This window comes from Roseobacter sp. S87 (genome assembly GCF_055693285.1).
This window is the reverse complement of record NZ_JBVFTR010000005.1, coordinates 52,403-71,366: the sequence shown is the minus strand read 5'-3', so window position 1 is coordinate 71,366 and position 18,964 is coordinate 52,403. Positions and strand designations below refer to the sequence as shown.

Annotated in this window: 20 protein-coding genes and 1 pseudogene; 13 read left to right on the top strand and 8 right to left on the bottom strand. The window is 59.7% G+C overall.

The genetic code is table 11. The features are described 5' to 3' along the window. Positions 1-62 precede the first annotated feature (62 nt). Complete coding sequence (locus tag ACZ1HA_RS21185; RefSeq protein ID WP_472715411.1) at positions 63-1,175, top strand: acetoin utilization protein AcuC; 1,113 nt, start codon at positions 63-65, stop codon at positions 1,173-1,175. A gap of 30 nt (positions 1,176-1,205) precedes the next feature. Beyond that, complete coding sequence (locus ACZ1HA_RS21180) at positions 1,206-1,556, top strand: TraR/DksA family transcriptional regulator (protein ID WP_472715410.1); 351 nt, start codon at positions 1,206-1,208, stop codon at positions 1,554-1,556. Here ACZ1HA_RS21180 and ACZ1HA_RS21175 read toward each other — a convergent pair. Together ACZ1HA_RS21175 and ACZ1HA_RS21170 are read right to left on the bottom strand one after the other, a co-directional pair. Continuing rightward, positions 1,553-1,762: a hypothetical protein gene (locus ACZ1HA_RS21175; protein WP_436399622.1), complete on the bottom strand. Its 210-nt coding sequence runs from the start codon at positions 1,760-1,762 to the stop codon at positions 1,553-1,555. The two genes, ACZ1HA_RS21180 and ACZ1HA_RS21175, sit on opposite strands and share 4 nt — an antisense overlap. 196 nt (positions 1,763-1,958) lie before the next feature. After that, positions 1,959-3,410: an ABC transporter substrate-binding protein gene (locus tag ACZ1HA_RS21170; RefSeq protein WP_472715439.1), complete on the bottom strand. Its 1,452-nt coding sequence runs from the start codon at positions 3,408-3,410 to the stop codon at positions 1,959-1,961. 166 nt (positions 3,411-3,576) lie between these two features. Between ACZ1HA_RS21170 and panB the strand changes: the two genes are divergently transcribed. The 3 genes from panB to ACZ1HA_RS21155 all read left to right on the top strand — a co-directional run bounded on the left by panB (position 3,577) and on the right by ACZ1HA_RS21155 (position 5,674). Continuing rightward, positions 3,577-4,416 (top strand): 3-methyl-2-oxobutanoate hydroxymethyltransferase, encoded by an 840-nt coding sequence (gene panB / locus ACZ1HA_RS21165; protein ID WP_472715409.1) that lies wholly within the window; start codon positions 3,577-3,579, stop codon positions 4,414-4,416. After that, the gene (gene panC / locus ACZ1HA_RS21160; protein ID WP_472715408.1) at positions 4,413-5,270 is read left to right on the top strand and encodes a pantoate--beta-alanine ligase; all 858 of its coding nucleotides are present in this window, start codon (positions 4,413-4,415) and stop codon (positions 5,268-5,270) included. Before panB ends, panC begins: the two co-directional genes overlap by 4 nt. Before the next feature lie 62 nt (positions 5,271-5,332). Then, positions 5,333-5,674 (top strand): hypothetical protein, encoded by a 342-nt coding sequence (locus ACZ1HA_RS21155; protein ID WP_472715407.1) that lies wholly within the window; start codon positions 5,333-5,335, stop codon positions 5,672-5,674. A gap of 9 nt (positions 5,675-5,683) precedes the next feature. Here the strand turns inward: ACZ1HA_RS21155 and ACZ1HA_RS21150 are convergent, their stop codons facing one another. Both ACZ1HA_RS21150 and ACZ1HA_RS21145 read right to left on the bottom strand, forming a co-directional pair. Further along, positions 5,684-6,958, bottom strand: coding sequence for an acetylornithine deacetylase/succinyl-diaminopimelate desuccinylase family protein (locus ACZ1HA_RS21150; protein ID WP_472715406.1), 1,275 nt, complete (start codon positions 6,956-6,958; stop codon positions 5,684-5,686). A gap of 46 nt (positions 6,959-7,004) precedes the next feature. Continuing rightward, positions 7,005-8,260: pseudogene (locus ACZ1HA_RS21145) on the bottom strand (aminotransferase class V-fold PLP-dependent enzyme). A 99-nt stretch (positions 8,261-8,359) separates the two neighbouring features. On the opposite strand from ACZ1HA_RS21145, the gene ACZ1HA_RS21140 reads away from it, so the two are divergent. The 4 genes from ACZ1HA_RS21140 (at position 8,360) to ACZ1HA_RS21125 (ending at position 10,902) form a co-directional block, all read left to right on the top strand. Then, on the top strand, positions 8,360-9,190 hold the full coding sequence (locus tag ACZ1HA_RS21140) for a formate/nitrite transporter family protein (RefSeq protein ID WP_436399627.1): 831 nt from the start codon (positions 8,360-8,362) through the stop codon (positions 9,188-9,190). A gap of 62 nt (positions 9,191-9,252) precedes the next feature. Then, entirely contained in the window at positions 9,253-9,441 is a 189-nt protein-coding gene (locus ACZ1HA_RS21135; RefSeq protein WP_375227314.1) for a PLD nuclease N-terminal domain-containing protein, read from the top strand. A gap of 1 nt (position 9,442) precedes the next feature. Further along, on the top strand, positions 9,443-10,324 hold the full coding sequence (locus tag ACZ1HA_RS21130) for a YihY/virulence factor BrkB family protein (RefSeq protein WP_375227313.1): 882 nt from the start codon (positions 9,443-9,445) through the stop codon (positions 10,322-10,324). Between the two features lie 80 nt (positions 10,325-10,404). Beyond that, on the top strand, positions 10,405-10,902 hold the full coding sequence (locus ACZ1HA_RS21125; protein WP_436399628.1) for a Dps family protein: 498 nt from the start codon (positions 10,405-10,407) through the stop codon (positions 10,900-10,902). A 40-nt stretch (positions 10,903-10,942) separates the two neighbouring features. Here ACZ1HA_RS21125 and ACZ1HA_RS21120 read toward each other — a convergent pair whose 3' ends face one another. Continuing rightward, positions 10,943-11,281 carry a hypothetical protein gene (locus ACZ1HA_RS21120; protein WP_472715405.1) on the bottom strand — a complete coding sequence of 113 codons (339 nt, stop codon included), beginning with the start codon at positions 11,279-11,281 and terminating at the stop codon, positions 10,943-10,945. Positions 11,282-11,409: 128 nt separating this feature from the next. After that, positions 11,410-12,219, bottom strand: a complete 810-nt coding sequence (locus ACZ1HA_RS21115) for a response regulator (RefSeq protein WP_375227310.1) — start codon at positions 12,217-12,219, stop codon at positions 11,410-11,412. Between the two features lie 108 nt (positions 12,220-12,327). On the opposite strand from ACZ1HA_RS21115, the gene ACZ1HA_RS21110 reads away from it, so the two are divergent. From ACZ1HA_RS21110 to ACZ1HA_RS21100, 3 genes are read left to right on the top strand one after another with little or no spacing between them, the layout of a single operon-like run. Next, complete coding sequence (locus tag ACZ1HA_RS21110; protein WP_375227309.1) at positions 12,328-12,486, top strand: NepR family anti-sigma factor; 159 nt, start codon at positions 12,328-12,330, stop codon at positions 12,484-12,486. Then, a complete protein-coding gene (locus ACZ1HA_RS21105; RefSeq protein WP_375227308.1) occupies positions 12,483-13,040 on the top strand; it encodes an RNA polymerase sigma factor in 558 nt (185 codons plus the stop codon). Before ACZ1HA_RS21110 ends, ACZ1HA_RS21105 begins: the two co-directional genes overlap by 4 nt. A 2-nt stretch (positions 13,041-13,042) precedes the next feature. After that, positions 13,043-14,767, top strand: a complete 1,725-nt coding sequence (locus ACZ1HA_RS21100) for a sensor histidine kinase (RefSeq protein WP_472715404.1) — start codon at positions 13,043-13,045, stop codon at positions 14,765-14,767. Between the two features lie 204 nt (positions 14,768-14,971). Here the strand turns inward: ACZ1HA_RS21100 and ACZ1HA_RS21095 are convergent, their stop codons facing one another. Next, on the bottom strand, positions 14,972-15,538 hold the full coding sequence (locus ACZ1HA_RS21095) for a cupin domain-containing protein (protein WP_375227305.1): 567 nt from the start codon (positions 15,536-15,538) through the stop codon (positions 14,972-14,974). A gap of 192 nt (positions 15,539-15,730) precedes the next feature. Here ACZ1HA_RS21095 and gabT point away from each other — a divergent pair, with 192 nt between their 5' ends. Next, entirely contained in the window at positions 15,731-17,122 is a 1,392-nt protein-coding gene (gene gabT / locus ACZ1HA_RS21090; protein WP_472715403.1) for a 4-aminobutyrate--2-oxoglutarate transaminase, read from the top strand. 52 nt (positions 17,123-17,174) lie between these two features. Here the strand turns inward: gabT and ACZ1HA_RS21085 are convergent, their stop codons facing one another. Continuing rightward, a complete protein-coding gene (locus ACZ1HA_RS21085; RefSeq protein WP_472715402.1) occupies positions 17,175-18,800 on the bottom strand; it encodes an FMN-binding glutamate synthase family protein in 1,626 nt (541 codons plus the stop codon). Positions 18,801-18,964 lie beyond the last annotated feature (164 nt).

The window sequence follows — 18,964 nt, the reverse complement described above, 5'->3', positions numbered from 1 at the left end:
GCCGCACCCCGTCCCTGGTCCAGAGGGGTTGTTGCCATGGCAGCAGGCGTTATCTGTCGGACATGGACAGGCCCCGTTTCATCGGTGCGGAAATATTCCGCCACTCCAGCTATGGGCGCTGGCATCCGCTGCGGGTGCCGCGTGTTTCCACAGTTATGGATCTGTCGCGTGCGCTGGGATGGTTGCCGCGCGAGCAGTTCATCACCGCACCCCGCGCCCGGCAGAAGGCGCTTGAGGTGTGGCACACGCCTGACTATCTGCAGGCATTGCAGCGGGTCGAGGCAACCCAGGAAGCAACGCCTGAGGATACGCGCTGTCATGATATCGGGTCGGTGACCAATCCGGTGTATCCGGAAATCTTCCGACGGCCTGCAACAGCGGCAGGTGGGTCGCTGCTGGCGGGTGAGTTGCTGCGGGACGGGGGCGTAATCTACAATCCGCCCGGAGGAACGCACCATGGGATGCCGGACCGTGCCAACGGTTTCTGTTATCTGAATGATCCGGTTCTCGCCATGATCAGTCTGCGGCGCAACGGGGCGCAGCGGATTGCCTATGTGGATATTGATGCGCACCATTGCGATGGTGTGGCGGTGGGGTTTCATGGCGATCCTGACTGTCTGATGATTTCGGTTCACGAAGAGCGCCTGTGGCCGCGGACGGGTCCGCTGGACGACGACGCGGGGGGATCGGGGCTGAACCTGCCGGTGCCGCGGGGTCTGAACGACACGGAAATGACCTTCATCCGCGAAGAGCTGATCCTGCCGAAGGTGGCAGCGTTCCGTCCGGATGCAGTTGTCCTGCTCTGTGGGGCCGATGGTGTCGAAGAGGACCCATTGGCGCATTTGTCGCTGAGCAATAACGCCCACTGGGCGGTGGTGCAGGCGCTGATGGGTATTGCGCCGCGTTTTCTGGTTCTGGGCGGTGGCGGGTATAACCCGTGGTCGGTTGGCCGCCTCTGGACCGGCGTCTGGGCGACTCTGAACGGGCACGATATTCCGGATCGATTGCCCGCAGAGGCAGAGAATGTCCTGCGGGCGCTGACGTTCGAGGGCAACCGCCGGGGTAAAAACCCGCCGGAACACTGGTTCACCACCCTGCGGGACGCACCGCGCGACGGACCGGTTCGTGACGAAATCCGGGAGCGGGTCGCGGTTTTGCGTGCGCGGGGGATTTGACACCGGAAGGTTCCCTGCGATGCTGCTTGGATGAGCACAGAGCTTTCAGAGGACGCCTGCCGCGAACGATACGCCGAACTGCTGCGCGGGGAACTGAGGGCGCTCAGCGATGCGGGTGACCAGACAGAAGCCGACCGCCGGCCTGTCGTGCTGGATCAGCAGAGCGTTGGCCGTCTGTCCCGCATGGACGCCCTGCAGGGGCAGGCGATGGCCGTTGCGATGCAGGGCCGCAGGGATGCCCGCGCCCGCGCTGTCGCAGCGGCACTGGAGCGGCTGGATACCGGCGATTTCGGCTGGTGCGATGACTGTGGGGAATTTATCGGCGTAAAACGGCTGGATCTGGACCCAGCCGTGCTGCGATGCGTGGAATGCGCGCGTTAGACGGGCATGTTGTCGAACATGTCGTCCTGCGCTTCTTCGGTCAGGATAAGGTTCATCCGGCGCAGTGTTGCCGGCACCGCACGTCCTCTGGATGAAAGTGTTGCAACAACGCGGGCCACCTGGGGCTGCAGTCTGATGCGTTCTGCGTCGTCAGCGTGGTCCACCTGTTGCTGTAGTTTCGAAATGCGCACTTCAAGGTCGTCCAAGTTTCTCTCCTCCCGGGAAAAAAGTGTGGGCGTTGTGCGGTTAGAATACACCTCAGGGTAGTAGGAGTCACGGCAAACAAGGGTGAATTGCCTGTTTTCCGGTCATCTGTGCCAGCCTGCCCGGTTATTGAGCAGGCTGGTTTCATAAACGGTCGATCCGGTGCAGGACGTTAACTTTTCAGTACGCTGGCGTATCCTATTCCGCCCAGCTTACGGCGGTCAGATCGGTCGCCTGAGTCGGCGCGTTAGCCCAGAGGCCCTGCAGTTCGGCGCGTGCGACGGATGTATTGGCCAGCTGGAAGAGATAACCGTTCACGTAGTCATCCGCGATGATCTGCTGAGCCTGCTGCATCATGCTGGTGCGCTTGTCCGGATCGGTTGTGCTGTTCAGGTCGGTGATCAGCGCCTGGAAGTCCGGGTTGTCGTACTGGAAGTAATAGTCCGGGTTGGCGTAGATGCCGATGTCCATGGGTTCTGTGTGGCTGACGATGGTCAGGCCGAAGTTCTTCCCCCTGAAAACAGATTCCAGCCACTGTGCCCATTCCACATTGGTGATCTTTGCCGTGATCCCGACCTGAGCCAGCTGTGCAGCAATGATTTCACCGCCACGACGGGCATAGGACGGCGGCGGCAGGTAGAGCGTGGTTTCAAACCCATCGGACAGGCCGGCCTCTGTCAGCAGCGCCTTTGCCTTCTCCGGATCATAAGCGGACTGGCCGGTCAGATCGACGTAGGCCGGGTTATGCGGCGCGAAATGCGTACCGATCGGGGTACCGTAGCCGAACATTGCGCCGTCAATGATCGCCTGCCGGTCAATGGCATGCGCCACAGCCTGGCGCACCAGCGGATTATCAAAGGGTGGCATTTTGTTGTTGGTGCTCAGGATGGTTTCGCCCTCTGTCGAGCCCACCAGAACCTGAAAACGGGGGTCTGCCTCGAACTGGGGCAGGTTTTCCGGCGCCGGGAAGGCCGAGAAATAGTCCACATCTTCGGCCATCACGGCGGCAAAGGCAGCGGTCGGGTCAGAAATGAATTTGAACGTCGCGGCCTCAAGCACGGCAAGTGTGCCCCAGTAGGCATCGTTGCGGACCAGTTCGATGCGGTCTGACTGAACCCATTCGACAAACCGGAAAGCACCCGTGCCGATGGGTTGCTGTTTGATGTTCTCAATGCTTTCCGGGGCCACGATCACGGCGTCCCCCCAGGCCAGGTTGAAGAGCATGTTGCCGTTGGGCTCTGACAGGGTCAGGCGCACCGTCAGCGGGTCCACAACCTCGACAGATGATATCGCGGCATACAGAGCCTTCTGCGCATTGGCGCTGTCTTCGGTCAGGATACGGTCGAGTGAAAATTTGACGTCTTCTGCATCCATGGTCGAGCCGTCGTGGAAAGTGACCCCATCGCGCAGGGCGAAGGTGTAGGTCAGCCCGTCATCCGAAATCTCCCAGGATTTCGCAAGGCCCGGAACGACGGACCCGTCCGCCATGAACCGCGTCAGCCCCTCAAAAACGTTGGAATAAAGAACTGAATCGATCGCGCCTGCGGCGGCAGAGGTGGGATCAAGATGCGGTGGCTCCAGCTGCAGCGCGACCGTGATGTCTGTCTGCGCCTGAGCGCTGAATGCTGCGGTGGCAAGTGCGAGGCCCATAAGGCCGCGTTGAAACATCTGCATGAGGATCCCCCGTTTGCTGTGACTGGGGTCAGTGTTCCAACAAACATTACGTCAATCAAGGGTGGGTTTGTGCATCAGCGCGTGGATTCCCGCCGCATCCGTGGTATCCGGCGCTCGCAGACGAACCAGTGGAGTGCGGATCATGAGTGCAACTGCCCGGAAAAAAGCGCCGATGCCAGCGGACATCAGGGCGCAGAAGGGAGGCAGGCCGCTGGTCAGTCTGACGGCCTACACGACGCCTATGGCGCAGATGATGGATGCGCACTGCGACTTTGTTCTGGTGGGCGACAGTGTCGGGATGGTGCTGCACGGGCTGCCGTCGACGCTGGAGGTCACGATGGACATGATGATCCTGCACGGTCGTGCAGTGGCGCGCGGTCTTTCGTCGGCGATGATGGTCATCGACATGCCCTTTGGCAGCTATGAGGAAAGCCCCCAGCAGGCGTTCGCGAGCGCGGCCCGGCTGATGCGCGAGACGGGTGCGGGCGCTGTGAAGCTGGAAGGCGGGCAGCATATGGCCCCGACAATTGAATTTCTGGTGCAGCGTGGCATTCCGGTCATGGCCCACATCGGGCTGACACCGCAGTCCATCAATACGCTGGGCGGCTACACAGTACAGGGTCGCGGGGAGCAGGCCGATCTTATCATGGCTGACGCCCGCGCTGTTGCCGCCGCCGGCGCATTTGCTGTCGTGCTGGAGAAAGTGCCGCAGACGCTGGCTGACCGGATCACGGCGGATGTCGCGATCCCGACAATTGGTATCGGCGCTTCGGCCGGTTGCGACGGGCAGATCCTGGTTGTGGATGACATGCTGGGCCTGTTCACAGCGTTCCGGGCGAAGTTCGTCAAGCGCTATGCGACACTGGGAGAGGCGGGTGCTGCGGCCATTGCCGCCTATGCTGAAGACGTGCGCGCGCGCCGGTTCCCGGGCCCGGAACATGTGTTTGCGGACGAACAGCCGGAGAAGAGGGCCGGTTCATGAGTGTACGCATTCTGCGCCATCTTGATGAGCTGCGTGCTGCGACCCGTGGGTGGCACAGGGCGGGTGAAATCATCGGTGTCGTACCCACAATGGGCGCGCTGCACGACGGACACCTGAGCCTCGTGGCAGCAGCGAAAGCCGCCTGTGACCGCGTGATCGTGACCATCTTTGTGAACCCCAAACAGTTCAATCAGGCTTCTGATCTCGATAATTATCCGCGCACCGAAGAGGAAGACGCCCGCAAACTGGAACGGTTTGCCGTGGACGTGGTTTATGCGCCGGGTGTCGATCAGATTTATCCCGCAGGCTTCGCGACGAATGTCTCAGTTGGTGGTATGACGGATGTCCTGTGTGGCGCGCACCGTCCCGGACATTTTGATGGCGTGGCCACGGTGGTCACCAAGCTTTTTACCCAGACCTCGGCGGACAAGGCCTTTTTCGGGGAGAAGGATTTTCAGCAGCTGATGGTGGTAAAGCGCATGGCGCGCGACCTCGATATTCCCATTGAGGTAATCGGGTGCCCGACCATCCGCGAGGAGGACGGGCTGGCAATGTCATCACGCAACCTGCTGCTCAGCGACCGGGCCCGCATCAGGGCACCGCGGCTCGCCGAAGTGATGGAAGAAACCGCAGAGGCACTGGGGCAGGGGGCGAGCTTTGGCGCGCTGCAGGCGCGCGCGGTGTCCGAACTCGAAGCGGCAGGGTTCACGGACGTGGATTATTTTGAGTTGCGTTCCTGTGCCGGTCTGCGCTTGCTGGAGCGCCCGCGTGAACCTGCGCGGCTGTTTGCAGCCGCCTGGCTGGCGGGTGTGCGTCTGATCGACAATATTGATGTACCTGAAAGGCCGGCGTGACTGTTCTTTGAAAGCTCTGCCCGACTTTGTATAGTTGAGTCACATTTTTTCAGAGGTTTATTATGTTTCGCTGGATTTTTTGCGCTTTTCTTCTTTTTGCAGCGGCCGCCGGTGCTGATACCAACAACCGTATTCCGTTTCACAAATCTGTAGATTTGCAGGTCGGTCAATCGATGATCGTTCACGGATACCGGGGGGAATGCGGCAAGCGTCCCGCCAAAGTTGATAAAAACCGGACCAGGGATACGAAGCTTGGTGTTCTCAGCATCGGAAAATGGGGCGTCACGAAAAGCCGCCGGTGCGGCGGCTGGACACCGGCAGTCGAGATTATTTTCACGGCCCGCAGGAAGGGCAGGGAAACCATCGAAGTTGCCGGTGAAAACATCAAAGTCAGAGTACGCTGAGTCGGCGAATTATTCTGTGAGCAGCGTTTCCAGTGCACGCCCCATGACGCAGGCGCTGTCGATCATATCGTCAATGCCGACCCATTCGTCCGGTTTGTGGGCCAGTTCCAGAATGCCCGGACCGTAGGCGATGCAGTTTTTCAGCCGGCCGATCCGGTCGATGTGTTTCTGGTCATAGGTGCCGGGCGAGGCCACGTATTCCGGTGCTTTTCCCATCACGTCCTCGATAGCGCGCGCAACGGTCTGTACCACCGGCGCGTCACGGTCTGTCATACTGGGCAGAACCGAATTCAGCTCGGTGAGCTCATAGTCAAACTCAGCCCGCGTCGCTTTCAGCCCTTCGAGCAATGCTGTGACCTCGTCGCGGACCTGATCAAGCGTCTCTTCCACCAGAAAACGGCGGTCGATCACAATCCGGCAGCTGTCCGGCACACAATGGGCCGGCAGTCCTGTGAAGTCCGGGTCCTGCTCGGGCTGGCCGCCATGAATGGAATTGATGTTCATGGTCGACTGGCGCGCGCCTTCGGGTACGACGGGCATATCGGTGTGACGGGCGGCCATGGCGGGGAAAAGCTTGTCTTCGAATTCGGCCAGTACAGCACCCATGTGCCGGACCGCGCAGTCGCCCAGAAAGGGCATTGAGCCATGGGCGATCTCGCCCTTCGTCTCGATTTCAGCCCACCAGCCGCCACGGTGCCCCAGGCAGATACGGTCTTTGTTCAGCGGCTCAGGGATCACCACGTGCTGAACCCGTGCGGGGTCGAAGTACCCCTTCTCCGCAAGCCAGGCGACGCCGCCATATCCGCCGGATTCCTCGTCGGCGGTTCCCGAAATCTCAATGTGACCGGCATAGTCGGGATGGACCTCAATAAACGCCTCTGCCGCGATGATGGAGGCTGCCAGCCCGCCCTTCATGTCGCAGGCACCGCGCCCGTAAATGCGCCCGTCTGAGACCTCGCCACCAAACGGATCAAAGTTCCAGCCGCGTCCAACCTCGACCACATCGGTATGGCTGTTGAAATGTACGCAGTCGCCTGCGTGCGCCCCGGACCGGCGGGCCACAATGTTCCAGCGTGGGTATCTGTCGCTATCCCCTGGTGTGCCGGTGGCGCGCAGAAGCTGCGTCTCAAACCCGCTCTTTTTCAGCCTTTTGTCGAGAAACTCACAGATCAGACGGTAATCCTGCCCCGGCGGGTTGAGCGTCGGGATGCGGATCAGGTTCCGGGTCAGATCAATCAGATCATCGCGTCGGGCGGCGACAGCGCGTGCAAGGGGTGTTGTCATTTCCGCAGTTTCAGAGGACCCGTACGGAAAGGCAAGAGCGCACGCGTCAGGGGGCAGCAATCTCTTTCATTGCGGCCAGCAGGGCGCTGACTTCTTCCAGTGTATTGTAGTGGCACATCGAAACCCGCACCGCGGCTTCAAGACCAAGCGGGGTAAGAATATTCCCTGAGTAATGGTCTGCCTTTCGGATATGGGTGCGGATCCCCTGCTCGTTCAGCTGGCGCACGATGTCCGCGGCAGGCACGTGATCCAGAGCGAAACACACAAGGCCTTCGCGCGCGGAATTGTCCGGGCCGCCGATGATGGTCACGCCCTCCAGTTCCGCCAGCCCGGGCAGGTTTCCGGTACCGTGCAGCATGGCATCGGTCAGTGCCTTTTCATGCGCGTGAATGGCGGCACCGGCCGCCTCGATCCTTGTTCTGGCGTCGTCACTGTCGCTGTGCTGGGTGCCAAGCCAGTCAAAATAGGCGACCACATCTGAAAACGTCGCATAAGCACCGGTATCGCGCGTGCCCATTTCCCAGTTCGTGACAGGTCCGTTGTCCAGCTGTTCCAGCGGCAGCGCGGTCATTCTGTCCGAGACCCAGGCGACACCGTACCCATGTCTTGAGAAAACCTTGTAGGGCGAGACGACGTAACCGTCGATGTCATAAGAGGCGATGTCGATCCGTCCGTGGCTTGCATGCTGGATGCCGTCCACAAAAATGAATGCGTCAGGGGCGACCGCTCGGATGGCAGCGGTGATCCCGGCCACATCATTGGCGATACCTGTCACCGGCGAGGTGTGCAGGATGGTCGCGACGCGCACATCCGGGGTCATCAGCGCGGCATAGGCATCCGGACTGACAGCACCTGTTGCATCATCGTGCTGCACCGACACATAGGGCTTGCCGGACATCTCCGCCCAGTGCCGCGCGGCCGAACGGGAGGCGGGATGCTCAACACTTGATCCGATCACCACGCCGCCCGGGGGGCGCCCATCACGGCCGTCCGGATCAGCCTGAATGTCAGTTCGGTGCCACTTTCGCCCACGAAAAACTGCCCGCCCGGGGCGTTGAAGAAGACCGCCATATCCGCTCTGGCCCTGGCGATGATATCCACCAGCGCATGTGCTGCCGGATTATCGCGCCCCTGGTTATCGGGAATGGCTGCGAATTTTGCAGATGTCTCAACCGCTGTGTTCAGCGTGAGCGCGCCGCCGGCGTTCTCAAAAAAGATGCGCGGACCCTGAAACGGACAGCTTTCGACATGGGCAAACCGGCTGCGGATCCCGGTCATCAGCTCAGCAGCAAATGCAGTCATGCGCAAAGATCCCTTGAATCTGTTCCGGAACCCTTTGTGACCCCGGCACGTTGAAAGTCAAGCAGCGCCGGACAGCAACCGGCGCGGAAGGAGTACATAATGACACGCAGGACGTCCGCCCGGACGGAGGCAAAAAATGATGAAACAACGGTGCAGGAGGCAAGCCCGATTGCATCGCGGCTGATCTGGGAGATCATCCGGCGCGACGGCGAGGAAGAAATGGCCCGACCCTGGCGGTCGCTGGTCTGGTCCGGCATTGCGGCGGGTGTTCTGATCAGCCTGTCGGTGCTTGGCGAGGCGATCTTCCGCACCTATCTGCCGGATGCACCCTCGTCATATCTGATTGAGAATATGGGGTATTCTCTCGGGTTTATGGCGGTGATCCTCGGCCGGATGCAGCTTTTTACGGAAAATACTATCACAACGGTTCTGCCGGTCATGGTGGCACGGAGCTGGCGCTCGCTGCTCGCCATGCTGCGTCTCTGGGGCACTGTCCTGGCTGCAAATGTGATCGGCGCTTTTGCGATCGCGGGCCTTTTTGTTTTCACTCCGGCAATCCCGGCGGACATTATGGCGTCGATTGTGGACCTGTCGCACCATGCGACGGGTATGGGTGCCTCTCAGGGGTTCTGGCGCGCCATTCCTGCGGGTCTGATCGTCGCTCTGCTTGTATGGATGCTGCCGCAGGCGGATGGGCAGGGGTTTCTGCTGATCCTTGCCTTCACGTGGCTGATCGCGGCTGGTGACTTTACCCACATCGTCGCAGGATCTGTGGAGATGGCCGTGCTGATGCTGAAGGGTGACCTGTCAGCAGTGCCTGCAGTCACGGAATTCTTCCTGCCTGTTCTGGCCGGGAACATCATCGGCGGCACTGTGATTTTTACGCTCATGGCGTGGGGTCAGGTGCGTGATGAACTGCCCGCAACCTGAGTTTTTCGGAACCCTGATGCCGTTCGGGCGTTTTACCGTTGAAGCAACAAAGGAGAATTAAGATGGAATATGCAGGAATTGGTGGCTTTGTCCTTCTCGTTCTGAACGTTTGGGCTATCATCTCGATTGTCGGATCGACGACAACCACAGGAAGCAAAGTGATTTGGACCCTTCTGGTGCTCATTCTGCCGCTTATCGGCTTTATCATCTGGTTCTTCGCCGGACCGCGCGCGTCGGCGGCCCGCATCTGATATGATTGCACCGCTGCGGTATCCATTTGCGACCTATCGCGCAGCGTCTGTTGCGGCCTTCCGCCAGATTGGCAAAAACAACCTCGGCCTGATCGCGGCCGGGGTTGCATTCTTTTCGATGCTCTCCCTTTTCCCCGCGCTTGCAGCGCTGATTGCGGTTCTCAGTCTTATCGCTGACCCGGCTGTTGTGATCGTTCAGCTCGAAGAATTCAGCGGGCTGATGCCGGCGGACGTCTACCAGATCCTGAACACCCAGATCGTGGGGCTGGTCAGCGCCAGTTCTGACACCCTTGGCTGGGCCGGTGGTGTTTCGCTTTTTCTTGCTCTCTGGTCCGCGCGCGCAGGCGTGGGCGCCGTGATGCAGGGGCTCAACGCGGTGTACGGCAAACAGGGACGGGCGACGTGGCGGCACTATATCAGAGCGCTCTTTCTGACCGTCAGCCTTGTTCTCGTCGGAGTGACGGCGCTTTTGATGGTCGTTGTGGTGCCCGTAGTGCTCGCGTTTCTGCCACTGGGCACGATAGCAGGCATCGCGCTTGAGGTTCTGCGCTGGACCATCGCGATTGTGGTCATTTTTGCCGGTATCGGTCTGCTGTACCGCTTTGGGCCGAACCGCTCGGGCATCCCCATCGGATGGGTCACGCCGGGGGCGGTGTTCTCGGTCATTTCCTGGGCGGCGCTGTCCGTCGCCTTTTCGTTCTATGTCTCCCATTTCGGCAACTACAACGAAGTTTACGGGTCCATCGGTGCGGTGGTTGCGATGCTGGTCTGGCTCTGGATCAGCACTTTTCTTGTGCTTCTGGGTGCGGCGCTGAATGCCGAGCTTGAACTGCGCCGGAACCTGCCGGTGACGGATGCCGCCGAGGCGGTTGCGACAGAATAGCGCGCGTTTTCCCTGATTTTTTCGGAACCTGAACCCGGTCCTGCCGGTTGGTCCGGTGAAGCAGAAAGAAGGAGAACGATATGACAAGCGCACTGAACGTTGTGCCCGAAACAAGCGAAATCAGCACCGGTGTCCGTGACACCGAAGCGATGGCGCAGGGTCTGGAGAATATGCTTGCGGATACATACCGGCTCATCTTCAAGACACACGCCGTGCATTGGAACGTTGAAGGTCCGATGTTTTTCGCCGTGCACAATCTGACCGAAGAACAGTACGAAGATATGTTTAAAGCCGCCGATGAGATTGCGGAACGTATCCGCTCTCTGGGCCAGCTTGCCCCGTCCTCGCTGTCATCCATCGTGTCGAACTCGGTCATTCAGGACAATGACACGGCGCTGTCGGCGGGCGAGATGTGCCAGGACCTTGCGGCCGATCACGAGCGTGTGGCGCACCGGTTGCATGCGCTGATCCGCATTGCGGACGAGCATGGTGACCCAGTGACCGAAGATATGGCAGTTGCGCGGGCTACGTTCCATGAGAAGGCGGCCTGGATGCTGCGGGCTGTCTCAAAAAGCTGATCTCACCAACAGAAAAGCCCCGCCTTGTGCGGGGCTTTTTTCAGAGCCGAGCGCAGTTTTCGTCAGGCTTCAGCGAGTAGATGATTTTGTGCTCACGCAGCAGTGTCCGCTTTGAGACGCAGGCTGCGTTTCCGGGGGCGAGAAACATGTCGCGGCCGGATGTCCGAAGCCTGTGTTGTGCGCCATCGATCCGGATCGTGATGAAACGGTCGGATATGCCTGCACCGGGAATCTGTGCGACTTCGACAACCGGAGCCATGCGGAACTCCACTTTGTGCGCGGGTACGGATGACACCGCTGGCAACACCATCGCAATCGTCGCAAGCGCGGTCACCGACAGAATGCGGCGAGTAAATCTTCTGATACGTGCTGCTGCCATGGTCAAACCTCTGCTTCAGCACCCTGACGGGAAGCTCTGAAGAAAGGGTTAACCAGCCAAAACAGGCATGAATGTGGTCGGATTGTGGTACGCGCCCGGACAGGCGCGCGCCATGTCCGCATCCGGGATCAGGAATGCAGCGTTTCGGTGCTGGAAAAGAACATCGCCTGACTGACGGCAGAAACCACCTGATCTTCGGTATAGGGTTTTGAGATCAGGAAAGCGGGCTCATGCTTCTCGCCGGTCAGAAGGCGTTCGGGGAAGGCGGTAATAAAGATCACTGGCCGGTCACCGAGGCTGCTGATCAGATCATTTACCGCATCAATGCCGGACGAATTATCGGCCAGCTGGATATCAGCAAGGATCAGATCGGGTGTTTCCTGCGCGCCAAGGGCTGCTGCTTCGTCGCGGGTCCGGGCCACGCCCGTCACACGGTGGCCCATGTCGGACACGATGCTTTCGAGATCCATCGCGATGATCGCTTCGTCTTCGATGATCATCACCGCGCCGGAAACCACATCTGCCATCTCACGCCGGGCGATTTTCACAAGCTCTTCGGCCTCACCCTGTGACACGTCCAGAATCTGTGCAATCTCGCCAAAGCCGAACCCCTCGATGGTGTGCAGCAGCAGTGCTTCGCGGCTGTCCTCGGTGAGGCGGGCGAGATGTTTCTGCGCGCGCGCCTTCAGGCCGTTTTCGCCGGTCTCAACAGGTGCGCCGGCAGAGGCCCAGATCCGGTAGAGCACCCGGAACACGCCGGTTTTCACCTCCATACCACTGAGCACGGAACGATCCGCAAGGATTGCTTCGAGGGCCGCAGCCGCGAAACGGTCGCCGCTGCTCTGACTGCCGGTCATTGCGCGGGAGAACCGGCGCAGATAGGGTAAAATCTGTCCCAGTTGATCACTGATATCTGTAGGTGCAGCAGCATCCGTCATGCCGGGAAGTCCTTTTTTGGTTTTTCTCGGAACCAAACGCAGAGTTAAGAGTTTTGTTCCGTATTAATTGCAGCCCCGCGATTCAATTTCCAGGAGAGCCACCCTTATATGACCCGGTCAGGTCCCAGCCGCAAACGCGAAAACGTCATCGACGAAAATCTCAGACGTGTATACGACGAAGCGCTCGAGGAAGGTATACCGGATCGGTTCACCGACCTGCTGAAGGCGCTCAAGGAACAGGATCAGTCAAAGGGCGCGCAGAAATGAGCAGCCCGGATCCGAGGGACGAACTGGTGGAACATCTGCCGGCCATGCGCGCATTTGCGATCAGCCTGACCCGCAATGGTGCCACTGCCGATGACATGGTTCAGGACACTGTTGTGAAGGCCTGGACAAACATCGACAAGTTCGAGCAGGGCACGAACATGCGGGCCTGGCTTTTCACTATTCTGCGTAACACGTATTATTCGTCGCGGCGCAAGACACGTCGTGAGGTTGCGGATATTGACGGGGTACATTCCGACAATCTGGCGGAAAAGCCGGCGCATGATGGCCGGCTCCATATGACGGATTTCCGCGATGCTTTTGCGCAGCTCAGCGACGAACAGCGCGAGGCGCTGCTGCTGGTCGGTGCCTCAGGTTTCTCCTATGAGGAAGCCGCCGATATGTGCGGTGTTGCCGTTGGGACAATCAAAAGCCGGACCAACCGGGCACGCCAGCGTTTGGCGGAACTCATGCATCTTGACGATGACGAACGGCTGGAGCTGACGGATGAGGCGACGCTGTCGGTGCTGTCTGCATCAAAGGCCGCGTCTTTCTGACGATGACCGGAGGCTTTCTGAGCGAGAACCTGTTTCGTGGTCTCGCGTTCCGTATTCTGCTGTTTCTGACCCTGGCGCTGCTGCCGTTCGGGCTGATCGCTATTGTTCAGACCCAGGAAATTGCGCGTCAGGCAGAGCGTAACGCCGAGCTTTCGCTGCTGGGCCTGACGGAACAGTCTTCAGGACCGGAACGCACAACGATCCAGCAGGCTTTCGGCACGGCTGAGGCTCTGGCCTCTGTCATCCGCGTCGCAATCGACGACCCGGGCACCTGCAACAGGTTTCTGGAAAGATATCAGCAGGTCGCGCCGCAGTTTTCCCTCGTCGGGCTGATATCAGCAGACGGAGCGACGCTGTGTTCGTCTGCGGGATCGGGCCACAATTTCAGCAACGATCCGGTTTTTCAGGCACTGCCTGATGCACCGGCGCGCACAATCACACGGCATGAAACGGGCCCGCTGTCGGGCGAGCCGGTCATTGTGCTGCTTGAACCGTTCTACACCAATGACCGGTTTGTCGGGTACATCACCCTGTCTATTCCGCCGTCGCGGATTCAGCGCGCAGTCGGGCCTCCGATACCGCTTTCACCATTTGATCTTGTGATCTTCAATGCAGCAGGAGAGGTTTTTCTCTCAGATCAGGGTGAAAAGTCCTCGGCGCTGAACCTGCCGCGGAACCGCAGTCTCGCGGCACTTGTCGGCGAGAAGCCGACGGTTTTCTCAGACCTGAACCAGAGCGGCACAAAAAGTGTCTATGCCGTTGTCCCGATTATCCCTGGTGTGGCCTATTCCATGAGCATCTGGCAGCAGGAGGATGTCCTGCAGAGTGCCAACCAGACGGGCCGGCTGAGCTTTTTTCTGCCTGTTCTCATGTGGCTGGCGAGCCTTGTTGTAGCATTCTGGTCGCTGAACCGCCTGGCGGTACGTCACATCAGTAAACTTGGGCGACAGATGCGGCTCTTTGCGTTCAACCGTGCGCTGCCGCGTAAAACCATGGGCGACAACGTTCCCATAGAGCTCCAGGAAATTCAGGGCACGTTCGTGAAAATGGCGGAATCCATCATCCGCGATGAGGCCGCTCTCGAAGACAACATCCGCGACAAAAACATTCTGCTTAAAGAAGTGCACCACCGGGTAAAGAACAATCTCCAGCTGATCTCTTCGATCATGAACCTGCAGATCCGGCGCGCGCAGTCGGAGGATGCCCGCTTTGTGCTTCGGCGGTTGCAGGAACGTATCCTGAGCCTCGCGACAGTACACAAAAACCTCTACCAGAGTGATGCGCTTGACCGGGCAGATGCGGGTCATCTGCTGAGCGAAATCGTCGGGCAGCTTCTGGTCGTCGGCCTGCCGGCAGGGTCCGGGGTGGAAGTGACGCGCGACTTCGATCCGGTGCATATGGACGCGGATGACGCGGCGCCTCTGACGCTTCTGGTGTCTGAGGCTGTCACCAATGCGATGAAATACATCGGACCGCCGGAGCCGGGCGCGCCTGCCAGGCTTTCCGTTTCCCTCAAACGCCGGGACGGGGAAACCGCGGTTTTCAGGATTTCCAACAGCACGTCGGGCGCACACGGATCAGAGGGGACCGGGTTGGGTTCGCAACTGATCAATGCCTTCGCGCGCCAGCTGAACGGGCACGTTGAGGTCTCCTTCGAAGAAAATACCCACATCCTGGAACTGAGCTTCCCAGTGCGTCAGCGGGAAGCGATCGTACGGGATTATTAACCTTGTTGCGGTAACCCTTGCGCAGGGACGGAACTCTGACGCGGTCTTTGCGTTGAGCCGTGAACGCAACAGGAAAAGGAGACCGTGATATGGCAGAGATTCCGTTTTTCTACGGACTTGCTTTCCTCACGCTGGTGGCACTTTTTATTTTTGTCACCACGCGCCGGCAAAAATCCGACCAGAGCGAAGAGGACTGAAAACCTCTCAGAAGCTGGGCGGCGTACAGGCGCTGATGATTTCGCAGATTTCGTCTCCGGTATTCCGGAACCGGTGGGGCAGGCGGCTGTTGAACAGATAGCCATCGCCTGGCCCCAGCGTGCTGACCTCGTCATCGACAGTGATCTCAATGTGACCGCGGATGACAACACCCGCCTCTTCGGCCTCATGGCTGAGAAGCTCGGGGCCTGTGTCGGCACCTGGCTCATAGCTCTCGTGCAGGACCTGCAGCGCGGTATCCTGCGCTGCACCCAGCATCCTGAGTGACAACAGCCGGGGTCCGGTATCGTCGCCCTCACCGGGTGCCAGCTCGGTAAATTCGTCCGCACGGTAGAAATATTTGCTTTGTCCCGCGTCCTCAATCGTGGCGAAAAACTCGGCCATTGAGATGGGAATCGCATCAAGCAGACTTTTCAGCGAGGCAACCGACGGGCTCGTCCGGTTCTTTTCGATGAGAGAAATCGTGCCGTTTGTCAGCCCCGCGCGTGCCGCCAGCTCGCGCTGCGACAGGCCGCGTTGTTTGCGGATGGCCCGGAGACGATGCCCGATATCCAACGATAAAACTCCCTGTTTACAGCATCAAAGCAGCAAGTGTGCCGCAATGAATATCGTCGGTGCAGGCTGTTGTCACACCAATTCTGCGCACAGGTCACATTCGGGTAGTCCCGCAGATGCAGATGGCGATTGACAACTAAATTAAACGGAGTATCGATATTTTAAACACCCGGGAAATCAAAGGATGCGCCGATGGCCACAACAGCCAAAACCCCCGCCAAAAAGCCGCGCAAGTCCCGCGCTGCCAAGAAACCAAGGATCGAAGTTGTTGCAACCTCTCCTGAAAACCCGACCAATGCTGACCTTCTGGCACGGCGCGAAGCGGCTGTGCCGCGGGGCGTGGCCTCGGCGGCGCCGGTCTTTGCAGACCGCGCGGAAAACGCAGAACTCTGGGACGTTGAAGGCAAGCGGTACATTGACTTTGCCGGTGGTATTGCGGTCCTGAACACAGGCCACAGGCATCCCGCGGTCATCGCGGCGGCCAAGGCGCAGGAAGACCGCTACACACATACTTCCTTTCAGGTGGTGCCTTACGAGCCCTATGTGGCGCTGGCAGAAAAGCTCAATGCCCTGGCCCCTGGTGAAGCGCCCAAAAAATCGCTTCTGGTCACCACCGGTGCCGAAGCTGTGGAAAACGCGGTCAAGATTGCACGCGCTGCAACCGGCCGGCCTGGCGTTATCGCGTTCACTGGCGGGTATCACGGCCGTACGCTGCTGACGCTGGGTATGACCGGCAAGGTCAGCCCCTACAAAAAGGACGTGGGTCCTTTCCCGGCGGATGTGTTCCGTGCGCCGTTCCCGTCCGTACGGGACGGAATTACGGTCCAGGACGCGCTGACCGGTCTGAAAAACCTGTTCCTGACAGACGCACAGCCGGACCGTGTCGCAGCCATCATCATTGAGCCGGTTCTGGGCGAGGGCGGCTATACGCCTGTACCCTTCGAGATGCTGCGTGAGCTGCGCGCGATCTGCGATGAACATGGTATCCTCCTGATCGCTGATGAGATCCAGGCTGGCTTTGGCCGGACGGGAACGATGTTTGCAATCGAGCATTCTGGTGTGGTGCCTGACCTGATCACGGTGGCGAAGTCCATGGCTGGCGGTTACCCGATTGCGGGCGTGATTGGCCGCGCCGATGTGATGGACGCGATGGATCCGGGCGGTCTGGGCGGCACTTATGGTGGTAACCCGGTTGCCTGCGCCGCAGCGCTCGCGGCGATTGAGGCCCTGGAAACCGAAGGGCTGCTGGCTCGCTCCCTCCAGCTCGGTGACCATTTCCGGGCGAGATTTGCAGAGATCGGCGCGCGTACCGCACCCTACCGGATGTGGGACATCCGGGGTCTGGGCGCGATGCTGGCGGTTGAGTTCGTGACCGACTTTGACAGCGCTACGCCTGATGCGGCTCTGGTCAAATCGGTTTGTGCTCATGCGCTGAAGCGCGGTCTGATCCTGCTGGCTTGCGGTATGCATGGTAATGCCCTGCGGATCATGGTACCGCTGTCAGCATCTGACGAGATCATCGAGGAGGGGCTCGCGATCTTTGAGGCGGCGCTGGCTGACGCCGTGGCGGAAACATCCGCCTGAGCGCAAACCTCATAGGAACAGAACAGGGCGCCTGCGTGGGCGCCCTTTTTTGTCAGCAGGGGGGCGGCGCAAAACTCGCCGGATCGGCCCGGCGCCAGCGCTTGCGGTAATCTGCCAGCACAGGATCATCGCCTTTGTCCGTCAGCAGGAATCCATCCGGCAGATATGGATAGGCTTCGTTTCCTTCGGCCATTTCCTTGTCGCCCAGCCGGACCATCAGGTGTTGCGGCATAAATTCGCCGGGATGGCGCAACCCGGCAGCACCGGTCATTTCACCCAGAGCTTTCAGCGTGTTGTCGTGGAAACGGGCCACGCGCTGGGACTTTGAACCTACGTCCAGCGCCCGCGACCGCATCGGATCCTGTGTCGCAACGCCGACGGGGCAGTGATTGGTGTGACAGGCCTGCGCCTGGATGCATCCGATGGCAAACATGAACCCTCGGGCCGAATTGCACCAGTCCGCACCCAGAGCCAGACACCGTGCGATGTCAAAAGAAGAGACGACTTTGCCCGCGGCACCGGTATTGACCTGATCGCGCAGCCCGGCGCCGCGCAGTGTGTTGTGCACAAACGTGAGTCCTTCGACAAGCGGCATACCGATGTGGTTGGAGAATTCGACGGGTGCCGCGCCCGTGCCGCCTTCGGTTCCGTCCACTACGATGAAATCGGGAACGATCCCGGTTTCCAGCATTGCTTTGACCATGCACATGAATTCCCGCCGGTGGCCGATGCAGAGCTTGAAGCCGACGGGCTTGCCACCCGAAAGATCGCGCATCTGTCCGATGAACTGCATCATCTCAACGGGTGTCGAAAAGGCAGAATGCGCAGCCGGCGAAACGCAATCCTCGTCCATCGGAATGCCACGCGCTTCTGCAATCTCGGGCGTGATCTTGGAGGCGGGCAGCATGCCGCCATGTCCTGGTTTGGCGCCCTGGCTGAGCTTGAGTTCGATCATTTTGATCTGATCCAGGGTCGCGGTCGCCCGGAATTTGTCGGGATCAAAAGTACCGTCGGCGGCCCGCGCGCCGAAATACCCGGATGCCACCTGATAGATCAGGTCACCACCGCCTTCTTTGTGATACCGGCTGACGGACCCCTCGCCGGTGTCATGCGCAAACCCACCCATTTTTGCGCCTGTGTTCAGCGCCTGGATGGCATTGCCGGACAGCGATCCGAAACTCATCGCAGAGATGTTGAAGACAGAGGCGCTGTAAGGCTGTTTGCAGTCCTTGCCGCCGATCTGCACCCGAAAATCGGTATCTTCGATTTCGACCGGGGCGACTGAATGCGTCACCCAGGCATAGCCCGCGTCATAGACCCGCATCCGCGTGCCGAATGGCCGTTTGTCCTCCTGACCTTTGGCGCGCTGATACACGAGACTGCGGGCATCACGGCTGAAGGGTTCTTCGTCCTGATCGCTTTCGATCAGGTACTGACGGATTTCCGGGCGGATGCCTTCGAAAAGAAACCGCATGTGTCCCAGCACCGGGTAGTTGCGCAGGATCGAATGTCCGGTCTGGCGTACATCATGTATCCCCAGGGCCGTCAGCCAGACAAAAAACGCCAGCGGGATCAGCATCCACCACGTCCAGGCAAAGGCCAGGATGAGGCTGATTACACTCAGGGCGATGACCCCTGCGAAGGTTGCAAAGCGGGTCATAGAACCTGGATCTGTCATGGAAACTCCGGTGCCTTTTATACACAGACCCCCAGGGCATGGGCGAGCGGGGCTGTTGCAGAAATATTAAACGTATCGGGATGATCCGGCATATAGAGACGGTGCGCAAGAAAACTCTGCGTGGGACACAACCCTGTCGGGTCTTGCGCTGTCAGAGCAACCTG

Excerpts from the sequence above, each read along its gene's own strand:
- ACZ1HA_RS21135 (WP_375227314.1), top strand. The coding sequence starts at position 9,253 with ATGGAATATGCAGGAATTGGTGGCTTTGTCCTTCTCGTTCTGAACGTT.
- panB (WP_472715409.1), top strand. The coding sequence starts at position 3,577 with ATGAGTGCAACTGCCCGGAAAAAAGCGCCGATGCCAGCGGACATCAGG.
- ACZ1HA_RS21115 (WP_375227310.1), bottom strand. The coding sequence starts at position 12,219 with ATGACGGATGCTGCTGCACCTACAGATATCAGTGATCAACTGGGACAG.
- gabT (WP_472715403.1), top strand. The coding sequence starts at position 15,731 with ATGGCCACAACAGCCAAAACCCCCGCCAAAAAGCCGCGCAAGTCCCGC.
- ACZ1HA_RS21110 (WP_375227309.1), top strand. The coding sequence starts at position 12,328 with ATGACCCGGTCAGGTCCCAGCCGCAAACGCGAAAACGTCATCGACGAA.
- ACZ1HA_RS21105 (WP_375227308.1), top strand. The coding sequence starts at position 12,483 with ATGAGCAGCCCGGATCCGAGGGACGAACTGGTGGAACATCTGCCGGCC.
- ACZ1HA_RS21150 (WP_472715406.1), bottom strand. The coding sequence starts at position 6,958 with ATGACAACACCCCTTGCACGCGCTGTCGCCGCCCGACGCGATGATCTG.
- ACZ1HA_RS21100 (WP_472715404.1), top strand. The coding sequence starts at position 13,043 with ATGACCGGAGGCTTTCTGAGCGAGAACCTGTTTCGTGGTCTCGCGTTC.
- ACZ1HA_RS21180 (WP_472715410.1), top strand. The coding sequence starts at position 1,206 with ATGAGCACAGAGCTTTCAGAGGACGCCTGCCGCGAACGATACGCCGAA.
- ACZ1HA_RS21140 (WP_436399627.1), top strand. The coding sequence starts at position 8,360 with ATGACACGCAGGACGTCCGCCCGGACGGAGGCAAAAAATGATGAAACA.
- ACZ1HA_RS21170 (WP_472715439.1), bottom strand. The coding sequence starts at position 3,410 with ATGGGCCTCGCACTTGCCACCGCAGCATTCAGCGCTCAGGCGCAGACA.
- ACZ1HA_RS21185 (WP_472715411.1), top strand. The coding sequence starts at position 63 with ATGGACAGGCCCCGTTTCATCGGTGCGGAAATATTCCGCCACTCCAGC.
- ACZ1HA_RS21155 (WP_472715407.1), top strand. The coding sequence starts at position 5,333 with ATGTTTCGCTGGATTTTTTGCGCTTTTCTTCTTTTTGCAGCGGCCGCC.
- ACZ1HA_RS21125 (WP_436399628.1), top strand. The coding sequence starts at position 10,405 with ATGACAAGCGCACTGAACGTTGTGCCCGAAACAAGCGAAATCAGCACC.
- ACZ1HA_RS21130 (WP_375227313.1), top strand. The coding sequence starts at position 9,443 with ATGATTGCACCGCTGCGGTATCCATTTGCGACCTATCGCGCAGCGTCT.
- ACZ1HA_RS21085 (WP_472715402.1), bottom strand. The coding sequence starts at position 18,800 with ATGACAGATCCAGGTTCTATGACCCGCTTTGCAACCTTCGCAGGGGTC.
- ACZ1HA_RS21120 (WP_472715405.1), bottom strand. The coding sequence starts at position 11,281 with ATGGCAGCAGCACGTATCAGAAGATTTACTCGCCGCATTCTGTCGGTG.
- panC (WP_472715408.1), top strand. The coding sequence starts at position 4,413 with ATGAGTGTACGCATTCTGCGCCATCTTGATGAGCTGCGTGCTGCGACC.